18 protein-coding genes and 1 pseudogene are annotated in these 18,138 nt (G+C 44.7%); 12 read left to right on the top strand and 7 right to left on the bottom strand.

What is annotated here, in order from left to right:
• Nucleotides 1-22: 22 nt before the first annotated feature.
• Both KIO97_RS09235 and KIO97_RS09230 read right to left on the bottom strand, forming a co-directional pair.
• Nucleotides 23-736 (bottom strand): annotated as a pseudogene (locus KIO97_RS09235) (cation transporter); the annotation flags it as partial.
• A gap of 175 nt (nucleotides 737-911) precedes the next feature.
• Nucleotides 912-1,790: a LysR family transcriptional regulator gene (locus tag KIO97_RS09230; protein WP_005433392.1), complete on the bottom strand. Its 879-nt coding sequence runs from the start codon at nucleotides 1,788-1,790 to the stop codon at nucleotides 912-914.
• Nucleotides 1,791-1,839: 49 nt separating this feature from the next.
• Between KIO97_RS09230 and KIO97_RS09225 the strand changes: the two genes are divergently transcribed.
• Nucleotides 1,840-2,538: a class I SAM-dependent methyltransferase gene (locus KIO97_RS09225; RefSeq protein ID WP_282251145.1), complete on the top strand. Its 699-nt coding sequence runs from the start codon at nucleotides 1,840-1,842 to the stop codon at nucleotides 2,536-2,538.
• 64 nt (nucleotides 2,539-2,602) lie between these two features.
• On the opposite strand, the gene KIO97_RS09220 is transcribed toward KIO97_RS09225, so the two are convergent.
• Entirely contained in the window at nucleotides 2,603-4,411 is a 1,809-nt protein-coding gene (locus KIO97_RS09220; RefSeq protein ID WP_285382116.1) for a hypothetical protein, read from the bottom strand.
• Nucleotides 4,412-4,555: 144 nt separating this feature from the next.
• Complete coding sequence (locus tag KIO97_RS09215; protein WP_285382114.1) at nucleotides 4,556-6,529, bottom strand: acetoacetate--CoA ligase; 1,974 nt, start codon at nucleotides 6,527-6,529, stop codon at nucleotides 4,556-4,558.
• 221 nt (nucleotides 6,530-6,750) lie between these two features.
• On the opposite strand from KIO97_RS09215, the gene phhA reads away from it, so the two are divergent.
• Nucleotides 6,751-7,545, top strand: a complete 795-nt coding sequence (gene phhA, locus KIO97_RS09210; RefSeq protein ID WP_285382113.1) for a phenylalanine 4-monooxygenase — start codon at nucleotides 6,751-6,753, stop codon at nucleotides 7,543-7,545.
• On the top strand, nucleotides 7,535-7,873 hold the full coding sequence (locus KIO97_RS09205; protein WP_005433587.1) for a 4a-hydroxytetrahydrobiopterin dehydratase: 339 nt from the start codon (nucleotides 7,535-7,537) through the stop codon (nucleotides 7,871-7,873). The genes phhA and KIO97_RS09205 overlap by 11 nt, the downstream gene beginning before the upstream one ends.
• Nucleotides 7,874-8,149: 276 nt before the next feature.
• Here KIO97_RS09205 and KIO97_RS09200 read toward each other — a convergent pair whose 3' ends face one another.
• On the bottom strand, nucleotides 8,150-9,919 hold the full coding sequence (locus KIO97_RS09200) for a choice-of-anchor I family protein (RefSeq protein WP_285382111.1): 1,770 nt from the start codon (nucleotides 9,917-9,919) through the stop codon (nucleotides 8,150-8,152).
• Between the two features lie 224 nt (nucleotides 9,920-10,143).
• Here KIO97_RS09200 and KIO97_RS09195 point away from each other — a divergent pair, with 224 nt between their 5' ends.
• The gene (locus KIO97_RS09195; protein WP_285382109.1) at nucleotides 10,144-10,488 is read left to right on the top strand and encodes a HopJ type III effector protein; all 345 of its coding nucleotides are present in this window, start codon (nucleotides 10,144-10,146) and stop codon (nucleotides 10,486-10,488) included.
• A 60-nt stretch (nucleotides 10,489-10,548) separates the two neighbouring features.
• Here KIO97_RS09195 and KIO97_RS09190 read toward each other — a convergent pair whose 3' ends face one another.
• Nucleotides 10,549-10,857, bottom strand: a complete 309-nt coding sequence (locus KIO97_RS09190; protein WP_012129093.1) for a cysteine-rich CWC family protein — start codon at nucleotides 10,855-10,857, stop codon at nucleotides 10,549-10,551.
• Nucleotides 10,858-11,018: 161 nt separating this feature from the next.
• Between KIO97_RS09190 and KIO97_RS09185 the strand changes: the two genes are divergently transcribed.
• The 4 genes from KIO97_RS09185 to KIO97_RS09170 all read left to right on the top strand — a co-directional run bounded on the left by KIO97_RS09185 (nucleotide 11,019) and on the right by KIO97_RS09170 (nucleotide 12,962).
• On the top strand, nucleotides 11,019-11,708 hold the full coding sequence (locus tag KIO97_RS09185; protein WP_223976286.1) for a DUF3313 domain-containing protein: 690 nt from the start codon (nucleotides 11,019-11,021) through the stop codon (nucleotides 11,706-11,708).
• 12 nt (nucleotides 11,709-11,720) lie between these two features.
• The gene (locus KIO97_RS09180) at nucleotides 11,721-11,936 is read left to right on the top strand and encodes a DUF3820 family protein (RefSeq protein ID WP_285382106.1); all 216 of its coding nucleotides are present in this window, start codon (nucleotides 11,721-11,723) and stop codon (nucleotides 11,934-11,936) included.
• 41 nt (nucleotides 11,937-11,977) lie between these two features.
• Nucleotides 11,978-12,220 carry a hypothetical protein gene (locus tag KIO97_RS09175; RefSeq protein WP_005433603.1) on the top strand — a complete coding sequence of 81 codons (243 nt, stop codon included), beginning with the start codon at nucleotides 11,978-11,980 and terminating at the stop codon, nucleotides 12,218-12,220.
• 457 nt (nucleotides 12,221-12,677) lie between these two features.
• Nucleotides 12,678-12,962: a hypothetical protein gene (locus KIO97_RS09170; RefSeq protein WP_079401788.1), complete on the top strand. Its 285-nt coding sequence runs from the start codon at nucleotides 12,678-12,680 to the stop codon at nucleotides 12,960-12,962.
• Nucleotides 12,963-13,592: 630 nt separating this feature from the next.
• Here KIO97_RS09170 and KIO97_RS09165 read toward each other — a convergent pair.
• Nucleotides 13,593-13,841, bottom strand: coding sequence for a hypothetical protein (locus KIO97_RS09165; protein WP_005433595.1), 249 nt, complete (start codon nucleotides 13,839-13,841; stop codon nucleotides 13,593-13,595).
• 262 nt (nucleotides 13,842-14,103) lie between these two features.
• Between KIO97_RS09165 and pcp the strand changes: the two genes are divergently transcribed.
• The 4 genes from pcp to KIO97_RS09145 all read left to right on the top strand — a co-directional run bounded on the left by pcp (nucleotide 14,104) and on the right by KIO97_RS09145 (nucleotide 18,014).
• Nucleotides 14,104-14,742, top strand: coding sequence for a pyroglutamyl-peptidase I (gene pcp / locus KIO97_RS09160; RefSeq protein WP_081233366.1), 639 nt, complete (start codon nucleotides 14,104-14,106; stop codon nucleotides 14,740-14,742).
• A 175-nt stretch (nucleotides 14,743-14,917) separates the two neighbouring features.
• Complete coding sequence (locus KIO97_RS09155) at nucleotides 14,918-15,181, top strand: hypothetical protein (RefSeq protein WP_038890497.1); 264 nt, start codon at nucleotides 14,918-14,920, stop codon at nucleotides 15,179-15,181.
• A 63-nt stretch (nucleotides 15,182-15,244) separates the two neighbouring features.
• Entirely contained in the window at nucleotides 15,245-16,231 is a 987-nt protein-coding gene (locus KIO97_RS09150; protein WP_047477714.1) for a GTP-binding protein, read from the top strand.
• A gap of 163 nt (nucleotides 16,232-16,394) precedes the next feature.
• Entirely contained in the window at nucleotides 16,395-18,014 is a 1,620-nt protein-coding gene (locus KIO97_RS09145; RefSeq protein ID WP_285382102.1) for a sensor domain-containing diguanylate cyclase, read from the top strand.
• Nucleotides 18,015-18,138 lie beyond the last annotated feature (124 nt).

Here is an 18,138-nt window from a genome sequence, read left to right as displayed (position 1 = left end):
TTCACTATGCCACTACATGATGCTCAGTCACTTTTTCAATCTCAAGAACGTCTTTACCAACGCTCTGACACAACTCTTTGCTAGGTGTCATCATTAGCAGTTCACGCAGGGCACCAACTAGCATATCGAATGGTACTTTAAGGAAGTAAAAGCCCATCAATACCATCATCATTGGGTCTGCATACACTGCGTAGTGGGCGTATGGCGTTAATGATACTAACCATGCTGCGATGAAACCCGCTGTGACTGCCACACTTAATAGCGTATCCATTTGCCATTGCTTTTTCTCGGCTTCTATAAGACCTGATGAGAAACGACGGCTTTTCTTCGCCATAAACCACCAAGCGTAACTACAGCCAATCACGTTAACCACACCGAAGATGGTTGCGATTGAAGCGTCTACCTCGCGGCCGCCAGACATTAACGCGGTTACCGCTGAGAATAATGAGAAAGCAACAACAATGAGAATAACCGCTGCTTTGATAGCGATAACGATAGGTTCAAGTACAGCTTTGCCGAAAGGGAAAATAGATTTTGATGGCTTGCTGATGTAGTAAGATGCTGCCAGCGACAATAAAGTTAACAGCAGACTGACTAGAGAATAAACACCGTCAAATACAATGACGATCGACCCAACAAGCAAGCCAAGTACCATGCCTCCGACAGCAAACCCTGATGCTAAAAGGGCTGAGAAGGTTAAGATACTGTTTTCGTTTTTGCTTGTCCTGTCACACATAAAAGATGCCTTAAATTATTACACCCTTACATTCTTCTCCTTAGGGCAAATTTAAGCAAATGAAAACTGTGTGACATTTAAACGATAAAATGCTAATTCTGAAATATATTTTTATTTTTCAATGGTTTGAGTTTAAATTCTGCTGTCAATATAATTGACGCTCACTGTAATATGTTTAGAAGTCGAATAAATACTCGCTTAATTTATCAGCCAGCCAACTCATTGCAGGGTGCTCTGTTTGTCCGTTTGGAACGAACATGCAGTAGTCTTCTTGCGTCAAACCATAGGTATGTTTGATCACCGCAAGTTTCTGATGTCTCAAATAATGTCGGATCAATGGTTCTGGCAACACCCCCCATGCATCTTCTTCTAAAATGGTATTTAGCATGTAGTCAAAGCTGGAGAAACCAATGTATCGAGTAGAAAAGGGGTGTAGCTCCGGGTTGTCTTTTTCATTCAAGTACACCATCAATGCTTGCATCTGATTACGAAGGTCTTCATCGGTTACGCGGCGCATTTTACTGAGTTGGTGATCGAAGCCGCAGACTGACATCATGCGAATTTTACCAAGTGGGTTATAAACGATGTGCGGATCATCCACTCGTTCATAATCGACACCAAACGCAAAGTCGACCTGTTGGGTGCTGACTAAGTTAGCCAAGTCACCACTGGATGCGAGAATCAGGTTGAATGTAGTGGAAGGGAAGCGGTTATTCAGCGTATGCGAGAGTTCTTGCCACAATTCATCTGGCAGTGAATCATCACGCGCCACCCATACCTCAGCGTTGAAGCCATCAGAAACTTGAGCGCAGGTCTTTTTGATTCGCTGTGCGGTTACTAGCAAGTTTTCGCAGTCTTTAAAAATGGCTTTCCCCGCTTCCGAGAGCGTGAGTTGATTGCCCGTACGAGTAAATAGCTCGACGTCTAAGTCTTTTTCAAGCGCTTTTATCGCCATACTGAGCTTAGTACGGTTGCAGTCGAGTTGACGCGCGGCCTCCGATACGGAGCCATATTCGGCGATGGTACAAAAAGCTTCGACTTGAGTTAAGTTCATGATTAAAAAAGACCTAAACTAAAATGATGAGAATCGATAACGTAGATGAATGCGCGAACTAACGCTTAGAAAGATTATCGAAAAAAACACGGATTCGCCAGATAAGTCTATGGTGTTTTGGCGTTTTTGCGGTAATCTATGGGGGTTACAAGAAGTGAACATGGAGGCCACGATGGCACAAGATTGGGACGGCTTAGCAAAGAACTGGGAATCTAACCCAGCAACAGATCAATTTGCTCAGTCGGTGTTTGCACAGTTACAACAGCTTACTCAGCTTGATGGCATTAAAGTATTGGATTTTGGATGTGGGACAGGGCAGCTAAGCCAATTATTGTCGCCATCCGCAAAAGAGATTGTGGCGCTGGATGCATCTGAAGCCATGATTGAAGAGCTTGATAAGAAAGAGCTAGAGAATGTAGAACCGGTTGTTGACGCATTGACGCGTGGTCTAGTCGCTCAGCACCCAGCATTCCGTGGTCAGTTTGACCTAGTGGTAGCTTCTTCAGTGTTGGCATTCATCGAAGACTACGAAACGTCTCTAGAGATTGCTCATTCGTTACTCAACGCTGGTGGTCACTTCGTGCATTTTGACTGGATCGCAGATTCAGCCAAAGAAGGCTTCACGCTAGCGAAATCAGAAAACGCACTTATCAAAGCAGGCTTTACTGAGGTAGAAACGAAGAAAGTCTTCGAAGTTACATCAGACGGTCACACAATGTCAGTATTAATGGGCGTAGGTCGCCGTTAACCCCCCGACAAAGAACATAAGAAAAGCGAGCTATTTAGCTCGCTTTTTTGTTTCCAAACTGCCGTTATTTTTGGATGATGACGGTATGGGAAATGCCATTAACAGTTGCATCACCAACAATATTTAGCTTGCCATCTTTATCATAAAAGACAAACTTAGGAACCGTTGTATAGCTAGAACCATTAACGGTTGTATTTGGAAGGCTGAATGTCTCCATTTCAGTTAGGTACAAAGAGTTCAAAATAGCGACTCTATTCTGTGCTCCCGCCAGTGCGATTGCGACCTCTTTGCCGTTATGAGATTCATCGAGAGATTGAATTGTCTCAATATAAGGCCAAGTATAGTCATTATCTGGTAGCGTGATCTTACCTGCATAAGTCATGTCAAATGCTGCATCACCTGACGCATTTAGCCTAACTCCACATTCTGTGTAAATGTATGTGCCTGCATGGTTAAACCAGAAGTTACGGCAGAACTCATAGTCACCATGGTATGGTGAATCAATTGGATCACTCGGGTTTGCTGCGTCCGTAATGTCGGTTCTCGAAATATCTCCAGGGCTTACTGTTGTGGATAAACTATATAAAGCACTTCCTGATGGGTCCATTTTAAGCACTGATTGAGCATAGTAATTCCAGCCACCTGTTGACGTTACAGCCCCAGTTCCTAGATCAATGATCTGCAACCCCGCCCATTGGTCGTCTGTGGGCAATGTCCATACGAAGTTACCATTAGTAGATAGGTCATAAATGTTTTGTGATGTGAATACATTTGACGCGACACTACTCAGCGGTGAAGTTGCGTTGTAATCAAATGTTGTGATCATCGCATCATGTCCAACGACAAAACGATTTGTCCCATTTATGTTATCTACGTCTACTGAAGATGGGTACTTACCAAGTTCAAATTCATATGACTTAGAGTCGTTGAGATCATAAAAATAAATCGCATTTTTAGGCGAATTTGAAACAACGGCGATGACGTTTAAAGCGTCAGAGTATGCAGAGTCGACCACGTTATGGCGAGATGCGCCATCAAAGGTTACCTCGGTTCCTGCCGCAGGCGTATCAGGCAAACCTTCGTCAGGGCCTGGTGTCGAATAATCTGTGATCGTGTAACTAACCGGGACAGTTAGAGGGCTACCTTCAATAGGGTAGTAGCAGCTATTATCAAAACACGCATTTACGGTTATTTCCGTATCAAATGTTCCCGTACCAAGGAAGATAGGATCTTCCATTTGCATGTAAAGGTTTACGTTTGTATTCGAAACACTCGGTGAAACGTATGAAATTACCGAGCTGTTTTCGTCGGCATTTATATTTAGATTGTAGAGATTGGAGCCAGAAAGATCGATGGCATCTGAAACATCTTTGGAGACAAAGCTTTCGCTGTAATCAGCTGCAACATCAATTTTCGGAACAATAAGCTCAACTTTCTGATCAAGAGTAACCTCATTCGTTAACGTCACATCTATTGGAGAGCCAGAATAGTGTTTGTCACAGTTTATGTCATGACATATAGCAAACTGCGCAGTTGTCGATTTTTCGCCGTTTCCGATCTCATAACCTCTTTTGAATGTGACCGATGCATAACCACTTCCGTCTTCATTGAAGTAGAAAAAAACATCAGAAAGTAAGTTGCCGGTATCGGTTAATACGCCGTAGTACAGGTCATCACCTTCCACGTAGTTGACGCGGAAAGGGACTTCGACATAAGCTGAGTAGTACGCGCTTGACTCCGTCTTGAAGCTGGTTTCAGCCATGGAGATGGAGCTTGAAGCTTTTGAGCCACCGCTGTCACCGCCTCCTCCACACCCAGTTAGCGCTACAAGCGCCAAGCCTGACATCATGCAATAAATATCTCGCCTGATCATATAATTACATCCATTTTATATAGTTTGTTGAATAGACGAGCGAATGTAATCATATGGTTGCAAAGCCTTGCAATGCATACGCTCTGTAAATTGGTTTCGTTTCACACTTCTTGTTGAGTGTATGGCTAAATATTCGTCATAACGCTAACTTTGGAATGAATATCTCTTTATTTCCACCAAAACTTCTGGGTTAGCAATCGCACCTAAGTTCTCAACTTCCTTACCATTTATGACTTGTTTGACCGCAAGTTCTACCAACTTTCCTGAGCGCGTTTTAGGAATGTCGCTGATGGCGAATATTTGGCTTGGTACATGCCTCGGTGAGCAGGATGTTTTAAGGCGCGATTTGATTTCTGCCACTAGCCCTTCATCCAACGAGGTGCCCGAAGCGGTCTGCACAAACAGCCAGATTTGCTCATTACGATCGACTTCTTTACCTACAGCGATAGAATCGACAATGCCTTCAATAGCATTCACTTGTTGATAAATTTCCGCTGTGCCGATGCGTACACCGCCAGGGTTCAACAATGCATCGCTGCGACCATAGAAAATGAGGCCACCGTTCGCGCTGCGTTCTACATCATCACCGTGGTGCCAGATATTATCGAACTTGTCCCAATAGGCACTGTGGTAGCGTTCACCTGTATCGTTCCAAAAGCCGACAGGGAAGTTAGGCATGGAGTTCGTGCAGACGAGCTCTCCGCGCTGTTCATTAACACTTTGACCTCGTGAGTCAAACACTTGAACATCAATACCCAAACCAGCGTACTGGCACTCACCACGATAAACAGGCGAGATAGGGTTGCCTAATACAAAGCAACCACAGATGTCTGTGCCGCCTGAGATCGAAGCCAAATGGAGGTCTTGCTTGATGTGTTGATAGACGTAATCAAACTGTTCTGGATAAAGCACAGAGCCAGTAGAGCACAACGTTTTTAAAGCAGGGAGTGAGTAATCTTTGATTGGCGACAGTCCGGTTTTTTCTATCGCTTCTAGATACTTGGCGGCAGTGCCGAAGAGACTTACTTCTGCACGCTGCGCTAAATCCCACAACACATCAGGTGTCGGATAAACAGGGCTACCATCGAAAATCACCAAGCACGCACCGCTTGCAAGGGCTGACACGTGCCAGTTCCACATCATCCAACCACAAGTGGTGTAATAAAAAACACGATCTTTAGGCTGGATATCTGAATGGAGTTGATGCTCCTTTAGGTGATTAAGAATCGTGCCGCCAACAGAGTGCACGATGCACTTAGGCTTGCCCGTCGTGCCGGAGGAATAAAGCACAAACAGCGGGCTATTGAATTCTACGCGAGTGAAATGCAATGGAGCAGGGGAATACTGATTAATGATGTTTTGCCAATCGTGAGTACAAACGTCGCACTCAAACACATTCGGTTTGAGGTAACCGATCTGACACACTTGTTTTAGCCCATCAAGATGATCTGCGATGTGATGGTTCTTCTCCGACATATTGAAGGTCTTGCCATTGAAGGTATAACCATCGCAGGTGAACAGGACTTTCGGCTTCACTTGTCCGAAGCGCTCAATAACGCTTTCTACGCCAAAATCAGGGGAGGTAGACGTCCAAGTCGCACCTAAGCTGGTGGTGGCAAGCATTGCAATAACGGTTTGTGGCATATACGGTAAATAACCTGCAACCACATCGCCGTGCTTGATGCCGCACTCTACTAACCATTGCTGAACGCTCGAGACCTCATCACACAGCTCTTTCCATGTGTAGGTCTGTTTATCTCCGCGTTCATTTTCGAACCAAATTGCCAGCTCATCGGCTTGTTTCTCTGCCAAGCTGAGTAGATTCTCTGCATAGTTAACTTGTGCTTGAGGGAACCACACGGTATCACGGTTTGACATAGGCGATTGCCAGCGGCTCTCACCTTGCGTTTTGATTGTATTTCCTTGCGTTCCAATCAAGTCACAAAACTGCCAAACCTCTTTCCAAAAATGCTCGTTGTGTTCCAAAGACCATTGGTGCAAATCAGAGTAGTTTTTGAGCTCGAAACCCTGTCGATTAATGTGTTCGATAAACTGCGTGATATTGGCTTGCTCGATTCGATCTTCCGTCGGCTGCCAGACTCTGTTGCTCTCGCGCATAGTTCCCTCTATAACAAAGTTTTAACGTTTTCAGTCTGAAGTGAAGCTTCAACAAAGTCAAACCAATGATTGAATATAGCTTTTTAGTTATATCAAGGTGTTAAGTGTTAATGTAAAGAAAATGTTACACCTAGATTTTGATTGAAAAATGGTCAGGGGATTGGAAGGTGAAAAGAGTGTAGATAGGCTTAATGTAAAGGATTTGTTAACGGAGATGTGCAATGACTCAGTATCATTCAAAACCCGTCGATCAGGATGGAAGGGTAGAATGGAGCTATGAAGAGGATGCCATTTGGCGCGACTTGGTAACCAGACAAATGAGCGTGATTCAAGACCGTGCATGCGACGCGTATCTGCATGGACTTAAGCTGCTTGATTTACCCCAGGACCGAGTGCCACAACTGCCCGAAATCAATCGTGTTTTGATGGAAACCACGGGCTGGCAAGTGGAGCCAGTGCCAGCGTTGATCGACTTTGATCGTTTCTTCAATTTGCTTGGCAATAAACGCTTCCCAGTCGCGACGTTTTTGAGAACGCGAGAAGAATTTGATTATCTACAAGAGCCGGATTTCTTTCATGAGATTTTTGGTCATTGCGCCATGCTCACCAACCCTGATTTTGCCGCCTTTACCGAGCACTACGGACAGCTTGGACAAGCTGCGACACCAAAGCAGCGAGGGTACCTTGCCCGTCTATATTGGTTTACAGTCGAGTTCGGCTTGGTTCGAGAAGGTAATCAAACCAAAATCTACGGTGGCGGTATCCTTTCATCTCCGGGAGAAACCATCTATTCATTGGAAAGTGACATCGCGATTAGAGGCGAATTCGATCTGCAAACTGTGCTAAGAACCCCTTATCGCATCGATATCATGCAGCCGAAATACTACGTGATTGAGGATTTGTCCCAGCTTTTCCAAATCAGCCAACTGAATTTATTGAAACAAGCCGATCTAGCGATTGAAGCCGGATTGCTTCCACCACTTTTTGAACCAAAGGAACCTGCTCATGTTGAATGAACAAAAATGCGAAGCTTGTAGTATCGATGCCATTGCACTTAGTAAAGAGGAACAACAGTCTTTGCTGCTGCAATTGTCTGATTGGCAGATCATTGAGAGAGATGAGATTCCTCAACTTGAGAAGGTCTACAAGTTTAAGAACTTCAAACAAGCGTGGGCCTTTAGCAACAAGATTGCCGAGCTTGCAGAAGATGAATTCCATCACCCATCGATCTTGCTGGAGTGGGGCAAAGTGACCATCACTTGGTGGAGCCATTCTATTAAAGGCTTGCATAAGAACGACTTTATCTGCGCTTCGAAGTGCGATGCATTGGCGATTGAAGAATAGAGCTGAGTGATTAAAGAGAGATTCCGGACATCTCGTTCCTCGATTCCGGAATGATGTTGGTAGTGATGGTACTACTTGGAGGTGGAAGAGAGCTTTTCCACTTTGCAGGCTAGAATCGTTCTAAACTGTTAGGTTAGCTTCCGTCATTCTCGAGAGCGACGAAGGAGCGAGTCGGGAATCTCACTCTCAAACAATGCTCACTCGTTATAAACAAAAAACGCCCGGACTTAAGTTCGGGCGCTTTACTTTTAATTTTGTTGTCTTGAAGAGCGAGAGTTAAAGCTCAATTCGAAACACAGACGTCGTCCCCGATACTTCACTACCAACCGCGATAAAGTGTTGTCCGTTACGAGCAAAGTAGTTGATTGACTCTGGCGCCAAATCACCTGCTTTTGGATTGTAAGTGTTGTTCGCACATTCTCCATCTTCCACTTCTGTACAAACTGGTTGGCTGTAATCACGACGGTTTACGTAATGCAGGAACTGCGCTTGTTTCGGGTCTGTGATGTCATAAATCATGATGCCACCTTGACGCTCCAAGCCGATGAACGCGTAGTGACGACCATTGATTTGTGCCACTTCAATCGCTTCTGGCTCAATGCCTTTGTCGTCGCTGCGGTCATCGCCGCTGTCATTGCTATCGTTGGTACTATTGAAGTTTTTGCCTTCATTCATCAATGCGATGGTCGCGAAATCGTCACCACTATCGAAAACCAACTCACCGTTTTCATCCCAAATAGAGCATGAACGGGCACCATACGCTTGAACGTTGTCTTGCGCAGAAAGTGTTTGTTCAGGCTTAATCACTTTTAGACGCGCGAGTTGTTTGTTGTCTTTTAGTGCTTCTGCCAATGGGTGGTCTGCTGCGACTTTTAGCTTCTTACCGCGCACTTCATCAACATGGCTTAAACAGGTGCCTTGCTCAGAAGTATATTCATCTGTACCGAGGTAATCGTCTTCATCCCACTTAAAGCCCGCTTGGTCACATAGCTCTTGTGTTGTTTTGAAGCCATATTCGCGACCGTCACCTTCGTTGGCAGAGAGTATGTAAGTTTTGCCATCTACCGAGTAACTGTCGAGGGTATCTGGCATGTATAGGCCAACCAGCTGAGGGTAGTGCTTAAAGTTGCCAATGATTTTGTCTTTGTTCGAAGCATCCAGTTTTGAGTCAGACCAAGATTTCTCGCCCAGACCGACAATCTTCTCTACCGATTTGCTTTCTGGGTTTACGATTGCCATTGCATTGTTCTCTTGCAGTGCAACGTAAATTTTGCCGTTGTCTGCAAAAGTGAGGTATTCCGGTTCTAGATCTTGCGCCACTGTGGCATTTGGACCAGAGATTCGAACATCTGCAGGTAACTCAGACTTACGTGGACCATCAAACTCATTGAAACCAATCTGCGTGACTTCTGCTTGGTTTATGCCTTGGCTCAAGTCGATCAGCGTGATGCTGCCTTCTGGGTCGACACTGTAGTCACCATTTGGCTCACCTTCGTTTGCTGTTGCGATGTATCTGCCGTCTTTTGAGAAGCCAACCATGTCCGGCAGTGCGCCAGTAGGGAAGGTGGTGATCAGTGACAAATCATCCGAGCGGTACAAGCCAACAATGCCATTCGCCTGTTTATCGCTGTTTTCAATCGCAACAGCGACTAAACCATTAAAGACTGTAACGCTGTTTGCCGCACCAATTTCAACGCCTGCCGCTTCACCTGCGCTGTTGAGATCGATGAATGCGGTTTGCGTTGGTGCGCCGTTGTCATCCATAGAAAGCACATCGACACGCTTTGCTTGAGCGTTGACCACGTAAAGCTTGTCAGTACACGTATCATATTGAACGATTTCTGCTGCTGATGTGTCGAATGGTGCGTCAGCGATAGACGTTCCCATAAAGGTCAAACCTTGGATGGATGTCTCCCCAGTAACAGGTGCTACTGGCGTTTTACATTGGGCTGCAAACGAAGAGAGAGAATCGTCAGGTTGAGATGAACATGCGATGGCAAGTGAAGATAGTGCCAATACGCCTATTGCCTTAAATGGGGTGGTCATGATATTTCCTTATTAAACGGATACAATGTCACTCAATGCACCTAAAGTAGATATCTATTCATTCACCAACACAGTGAAGAATAGCGCATTGATTGAAGTGTTATTAAACAAGGTTCTGAATATATGTATGATTTATGACCCTTGTATTGGCTTTTTATGAAACAAATGTGTCACTGTTTATCCAATGTTATTTGGGAAAGTAAAGGCACTAGGAAGTAGGAATAATGGAACTAAAACAATTTTTGGATGCGCTAGCGGCATCACCAGAGACAGTAGAATTTGAAACGACAATGGCAGCGATAGAGGCGAACTACGAGTTTACGCCAACGGCCTTTTTGAATGGTGAAACGCAGAATAATGCAGGTGAGAACAACGGTTCATGCAAGATCTTCGCTTTTGGTCAACTGAATAACCTAAGCAAAGAGGCAACGTTGGCGTGTTTTGGTCGTTTCTACCGAGAAGATGTGTTGGCGCACCCAGAGCATAACGACCATCAAAACATTCGTAACTTTATGGTGACGGGTTGGGATGGCGTGAAGTTTGAATCCCAAGCGTTAGCGCAGAAATAGTTCGCTGAACTTACCTTCATTTCAATGATAGCCAGTCCGTTATGTCCTGTATTCGATGGGCTAGGCGACTGGCTTTTTCTCCAAACATTTACGACACAAACAAAGCTGTCCCGCTTCTGGCTTTGGTAAATCTCTGGTCTCAATATCAAAGCACCAGCACGTCTCTTTCCCCGCAGCAATATCGCAGTGCGCATTCGTGCCACACTCAGGACAAGAGTGGGTTGAATCATTTCCAACCAATTGTTCGATGATCGCGTCTCGTTGAGCATCAGACTTATTTTTCCACTGAACGATTTCTTCCACAGTTCGGTGGCAACCAGAACAGATCCCGCCATTGTTTTTACAGGCCGCGCGGCAAGGTGACTTCATTATTTTTCTCGTAGTACTTTCCAGTAAGCGGCGTACTTTAACATGAAATTGTGCTGCGGGAAGCTCAATCCGTGATTCAACAACACATCCATTAAGTGAATAAATACTAGCCAAATTTATATGGAATGATAAACTGTATGTTCGAAATTTGAGGAGTGGGTATGTTTAAGTTATTGGTTGAGCGCTTGTTTAAGACAACGGTAGTTGTATCTCTAGGTTTCATCTTGAGTGGATGTGCTGGTGGCCCTGTCGTCAGTGCGACGAAATTCACCAGTTATGAAGATTTTCGTCCTGGTCCAGAGGGTGGGGTCGATCTCGTTTGGGCGAGAGTAGGCTTGCGCGATGCTACTCGTTTGAAAGAGAAAATGGATGAATACGACAGCGTAGTGATTGATCGAGTGATGGTCGTGGTTCAAGAATCTGAGCTGGATGATGAAGAAATCCACGAGCTGACGACATACATGATTGACCAACTAAAAGCGCGCATCTCACCCGTCAAAAAGATTGTCGACCAACCCGGTGAAAAAACACTTCGTTTGAGTATTGCCGTTAGTAATGTGGAAACGCCGAATCCTGTCCTTGCTGTCACCTCAAGTATTCTGCCGGTTGGCTTGGGGATTTCTACCATATCAAAAATCACGACAGGTGAGCACACCAATGTAGGTTCCGCGACAGTGGAGTTACTTGTGAGTGATTCAGAAAGTGATACACCGCTGTTTGCTGCAATTGATCGTCAAGCAGGGAACAAAGACTTCTCAACCATGATTGATTCTTTAGACGATGCCAAAGATGCAATTAACTGGTGGGTCGATCGCTTGGGTGTTACTCTTAGCCAAGATTTATCCCAATAGACCCCGTAGTATATGTTAGAAAAAGAAAACCTTATTAAACTCGCTCGAATGCAAATGCCGTTTGGCAAATACGCTGGGCGTGTACTTATTGATCTCCCAGAAGAGTACCTACTCTGGTTCGATAAAAAAGGTTTTCCAGAAAGGGAGCTAGGCGAACTGCTAAAACTCTGCCTCGCATTAAAAATTGAAGGCTTAGACAGTGTTGTTAAGCCTTTAAAGCGCATGTAATCTGCAACAGTATCTCCCCGTTTTTAAATAAAAGAATGAACATGAATTTTGATATCAATGCACTGAAACACCACCAACTGGTTGAAGATGGCCAGCTAGAAGGGTGTTACCTCCATCAGCCTGCGCAAGGTAGCCAACAAAACGACAAAGCTGTTTTGGCAGAACGCCAAGCGTTGGAAAAGATGGGGTACAAGGTGATTCAGGTCCAAGCCAAAGGCGGCACAACAACGTTTGCTGAGGCGATGCAAAAGTTTGTGAAAAAGACGGGGCACCAGCCTCAATAATAAACGGCTCAATAATAAACAGCTCAATAACAAACGGATAGGTCCGACCAAAGTCCCTTCAATCTTTTGAGCAATACCAGCTACCTTCATACAAAAGAGTCAGGCTGTCGGGCTGACTCTTTTTGTTCCTTTCCGTACTAGCGATACTTAGCTTTTCAAACTATAGCAATGTGCTTTGCTTCACTTTTCCTCATACTTTACTTATTCATATCTTGTTAACCAGATTCTGACCTAGTCAAACTTATCCGATTGAATTGACAAATTAGCATCCCGTACTTGGTCGATATTTGCGGCCCAGTATTCTCTAAGTTTCTTAACTTATTGATTACCAATTGAGGCAATATGCTTAAAAGTGCATTATGTAAGAGCCAAAGGTGACAATGTTTCGTCTAATAAGTGTTATGCGTCAACGCGGGAAGTCACCGTTTAGAATTATTAGTATCTAAGGAGGGATATTGTGGAGTGGTCAGTTTTAATCGTATTTTTTGTGTTGTTGATATTCATCGGTCACGGAGAGTTATCTGCGATGAAATACAAGCATAAATTACTGGAACGTAAGATAGACTTCTTACTTGAGCGTTCTGGTTTGTCCGTAGATAAACACTTCGGTGTGCCAGTACAGGTGTTAGATGCTGTCAAATCAGGTAACAAGCTAAAAGCGATGCGGCTTTATCGAGAGGAAACAGGCGCCTCTTTAGTTGATGCCCGAAAAGTCATCGAAGAGCTCAGGGCTGACACATAACAAGTTGCTCAAGAGGGATTTGCAACGCGTGGTATTTTCACCATGCGTAGGTTTTTGTTTGTGGAGTGATGTTCGATATCTTCGGTGTTGCGTTGCTCAAACTTTAACAGGGCGTAAGCTCTCAAAGCACGTTAAATGAAAATCTTGGACCACTATTACCATTGTTTGAAAAACTATTTTTAGAGCAAGGTGTTTATTTAGGTTCACTAGTTTATAAACCTCAGGCACTCAGTGGCTCAAAGAATTAATAAACGACTATGGCTTAAAGATACTTTCTCTAACGTGTTTCTGCCCAACAGCAATTTACACGGTAAGAAATAAAAAAGCCCCGTGTAACCCAAGGCTGTCAAGCGGGCTAAACGGGGCAAACAGAGCGAGTAGGAAAACTGCTCTGCGATGGTGTCCGGAAACGACAATTAGAAATCGCCTCCGAGATAAATTCTAGGAATTTTCCAGCTTGCTTTGTCAGCGAAATGTCACGACTGTTTACCATGCAGACAAGCTTATTTTTTATTTTTGAACAATAGCTTAGAAAGCCAGCGGGCATTGTAGGAATGAGCTGAAATGCCTGACGGAGAGTACAAAAAAAGCTCGCAATATAAGCGAGCTTTTTGTCAATTAAACGCAGGATTAGTGCTTACGCTGTGGGCCGTGACGAACGATGTCTTTACCGTGTTCGTAAACGTGTTGAGAAACCCAACGGCCAAGAACTAGCTGATGCTTGTCATCTAGTACTGCAACAAATGGACGACCATCTGTGTTGGTTGTCGCTAATGCTACGCCAGCGACGCCTTCAAGACCTAGCGCGCCACTTTCAATTAGGTGTAGGAAAGCTTCTAGCTCTTCCAATGTTTCGATAACGTGATTATCAATGTTCATTGTCTTCAATCTCTTTGAATTGCAGATGTTCAATGGTCGCGTACTCTACCTAACTTACCATTAGAAACCAAGTGAGGATTTGCTCGGCAGAACATGGCCTCGCAAGTTCAAGATAGGGCCTGACTCTAATTTTACGCCAAATGTGAGTCACAAGTTTGGGTAGACCACCGCCGCGATGCGATAATACTTGGCCTTGTGATGCTAAGTTATTGTAAATTCGAGTCTCAAGCATTGAGTTTTACTATCAAGAGAAAATAGCCCGATGAAGAAAGTGTTAATGACAGGTTTTGAACCATTTGGTGGTGAATCCATCAACCCTGCTTTAGAAGCAGTAAAGCGACTTGATGGCAAAAAACTCGATGGTGGTGAGGTGATGATTTGCCAAGTACCTGTAACACGTTATGAATCTATCGACACCGTGGTTAATGCGATTGAGCAATATCAGCCAGACATTGTGATTACAGTAGGGCAGGCCGCTGGGCGTGCAGCAATTACGCCGGAACGTGTGGCGATCAATATGGATGATTTCCGCATTCCTGATAATGGTGGCCATCAACCCATTGACGAGCCGGTAATCCTAGATGGCCCAGACGCCTACTTTACCACGCTACCCATTAAGGCGATCACGAGCGCTTTGCACAAGGCAAGTATTCCATGCCAAGTCTCGAACACGGCAGGGACATTTGTGTGTAATCACCTATTTTATGGCATTCAGCATTATTTACGCGATAAATCGGTTCGACATGGTTTTGTGCATATTCCTCTTTTACCCGAGCAAGACGCTTCCGGTAATCAGCCAACGATGTCATTGGATGTGATTGTGGAAGGGTTAGCGTTGTTAGCTCAAGCCGTGATCGATAACGAATCTGACATAGCGGTCACTGCCGGACAGATTTGTTAAACAGCACAACAAGCTCAAGTCTTTACGCCAACACCGAGCGATGAACGAGCTCGGTGTTTTTGTATCTGTTAAGTCGCTCAAATTTTGTGGAGTATGAAAGGAGTAGCGTTGAGGCGTGAAGTGGAGAAGTAATACTGACTCACTTTGATCTCTCGTTCAAATAAGGCGAACTATCATGAAAAGCAATAGAAGTAAGATCATTGCGCTTTCCTCTGCGGTTGTTTTCGCTTTGGCTATTGCCGCTTTAAAATTTGAAAACACCCTCGGACTGCTTCCTATCCTTGTAGCGATTGTTGCGTTCTTTACTTGTGTGATTCACACCAGCATGCACCTTTCTGGTGTCACAAATGCCGATGCGTTCGGTTATTACCAACAAGCTCAACAGACAAAAGCGGAAGCGCTGCATAAAGGCTTAGACCCTCGCGATAAAAAGCGTTGAAGCATGTCACATTCTCCGTATACTTTGGACAAGCATTAAAGCACAAGCTTGTCGGAGAAGAGCATGTCACATCGAGTACCTACTAACATACTGACGGGATTTCTTGGCGTCGGTAAAACCACGGCTATCCTGAACTTACTGAAAAACAAACCAGAAAATGAAAACTGGGCGGTGTTGGTGAATGAGTTTGGTGAGATAGGTATCGATGGTGCGATGATGACTGACCAAGGTGCGATGATCAAAGAAGTACCTGGTGGCTGCATGTGCTGCACGGCAGGCGTACCTATGTCTGTTGGTATTACGGCTTTGCTGCGCCAGAACCCAGATCGTCTTCTTATTGAACCAACGGGCTTGGGCCATCCAAAGCAAGTGGTTGCGACACTAACCTCTGAGCAGTACCAGCCGTACGTGGATCTTAAAGCAACAATTGCGTTGGTGGACCCGCGTAACCTAAGTAACGAGAAGTACCTTTCTAATAAAAACTTTGTCGACCAGCTTGATAGCGCAGACGTGGTCATTGGTAGCAAAGTTGACCTGTGCACAAGCCACGATATCGATGTGTTCAACGATTGGGTGACCGATCAAACGCCTTCGAAAGTGTTCAGCAAGCTGATTCACGATGGTGACTTACCAATTGAAGTATTGGACATTGAACGTGTGCACGGCAGTGCTTCTTCTCATATTGAAGCGCATCATCATGATCATGCTCACCAAGAGCCTCAATTCCAACTGCCACCGGGTGAAGCGTTTATCCGTAAAGAGAATAAAGGACAGGGCTACTTCAGCTGCGGTTGGTTGTTTGGCGCGGAATACTCGTTCAACTTTGATCAACTGTTCTCTATGCTATCTGAGCTAACGGCTGAACGTGTCAAAGCGGTGATGAACACTGACCAAGGTTGCTACGCGTTTAACGTTGCTAATGGTGTGGTTTCAGTCAATGAAATGAGCCTGCAGGGCTTTGAATCACGCCTTGAAGTGATTGATTCTCAGTTGATGCCTTGGGATCAGTTGGAAGCGATTCTACTTAAGCTTTGTGGTATCTCAGAATAGACGCCCACTAAGATTGAACAAGGCCTGAGCAAATGCTCGGGTCTTTTTGATTGCTTTTCATTATTGAGACGATAGAAAACTATCATCGTCACAAATCTATCTGTATGTGATTTGTATCACTATAATCGCTGGTTTTCTTACTGCATAAGAAACCGGAGAGCGCTTGAATCCTGCCTTATCTTTCTCAAAACTTAAGTTCTTCTGCCTGCGTTTTGTCGTTATCTTCTTCCTGCTCGTCGCGGTGTTTGGTGCCATCATTCACTACGATACATCTGCGTCTGAAGAAGCGGAAAAGAGCAACATTCGTGTGCAACAAAAAGCGTTGTTACAGGGTAAGAAGCAATACATCGAGTGGGTGATGAGTTCGGTTGTCCGCGAGACTGCATTGTTGGCTGACATTATGTCCGCAAAGCGAGTTTATGAGATTACCGATCTTCCTTTGGATGAGCAGCGCAGTGCACAGCTTTCTCGGTTAAGCTCGATTCTAGAAGCAGTAAGCCAACGAAAAGAAGTTTACGACCAGTTGCGCTACATTGATTTGGAAGGCAATGAAGTTGTGCGAATCAACTTTAATCATGGCCAATCCCAAGTCGTCTCAGAAGGGCAACTTCAAAATAAACGTCATCGTTACTATTTCTCAGAAGCGCTTCAACTCGGTTGTCGCAGGATTTATGTTTCGCCTCTGGATTTGAATATGGAACACGGGCAGATTGAAGTGCCTGTGAAGCCGATGATCCGGCTAGCTACGCCCGTGCTAGATGAAAGCGGCAATAAACGCGGTATCGTGGTGGTGAACTACCTGGCGAAGTATCTTATGGAAGGCATGCAATTGTTCAACCTTGATAGGGGCACGAACTACATGCTTCTCAATCGAGATGGTTTCTATCTGTTCAATAAAGAGCACCGAGAGGCTGAGTTTGCGTTCATGTACGACGATCGACAAGGCGAAACCATTTACGCTGATTACCCAGAGTTAGCCGATCAAATTCGAAATACGCTATCCGGACAAATTGAAACAGATGAGGGCATCATAACGATTGAATCGGTTGGAGCAGTGGATCGCATCAATCCATACTGTTTTCAGGATTACCATGTGAGTGAAAACAGCTCGACAGCTTGGAAGTTGGTCTCTTACGTCGATTTTAGTAAGAGAAAACAGATCTGTAACTCGCAGTATGAACGTAAGTGGTTAATGCAAGTAGGTGTGGTGCTGAGCATTGTTCTGGCTTATTTCATCGCACGCTTTCAGCTTCGCGCGTTTTCGGACAACCAACGCATTTACTATTTAGCGCATCATGACAGTCTAACTGGTTTGGTTAACCGAGCCGCTTTTCAAAGCCAAGCATCGGAGACGTTATCCCAATGTTTGAAAGCGGGTAGAGAGGTGTGCTTGATATACCTTGACCTTGATAGCTTTAAGTTTATCAATGATGAATACGGCCATGCGGCGGGCGATAAGACCCTTAAACACGTCGCTTCCGTGATGCAGCGAGTGTTTGGCAGTAAAGCGCTTCTTGCTCGATTAGGGGGCGATGAGTTCGCTATTTTGTTGAGCAGTCAAGAACATATGCAAGATCCAGAACATTTCGCGTCGTCTTTGATTCAATTGATTCAAGACCCGATCGAGGTTCGCCCTGATGTGTTCCATCAAGTCACGACCTCAATTGGTGGTTGCTATGCCAAAGAGACAAACTGCACCTTGGATGAGTTAATGCATCAAGCGGATATGGCGATGTATGAAGCGAAGAAGTCGGGAAAAAACCGGTATTTCTTCATCCAATAAGGGAAAAGCACGCATAAAATTAAGAATGCGGAATCGAGTGGTGCGTAATTCCATGAGTTTTTACGCTAACGCATGAGAAAAGTGAGATAAATCACTGGAATTCGGGTATAGTGCACCGCTAAAA

Source organism: Vibrio sp. B181a, assembly GCF_030248375.1.
Lineage (GTDB): Bacteria > Pseudomonadota > Gammaproteobacteria > Enterobacterales > Vibrionaceae > Vibrio > Vibrio campbellii.
Note: the sequence above shows the minus strand (reverse complement) of the source record. Positions and strands in the feature narration are given on the sequence as shown.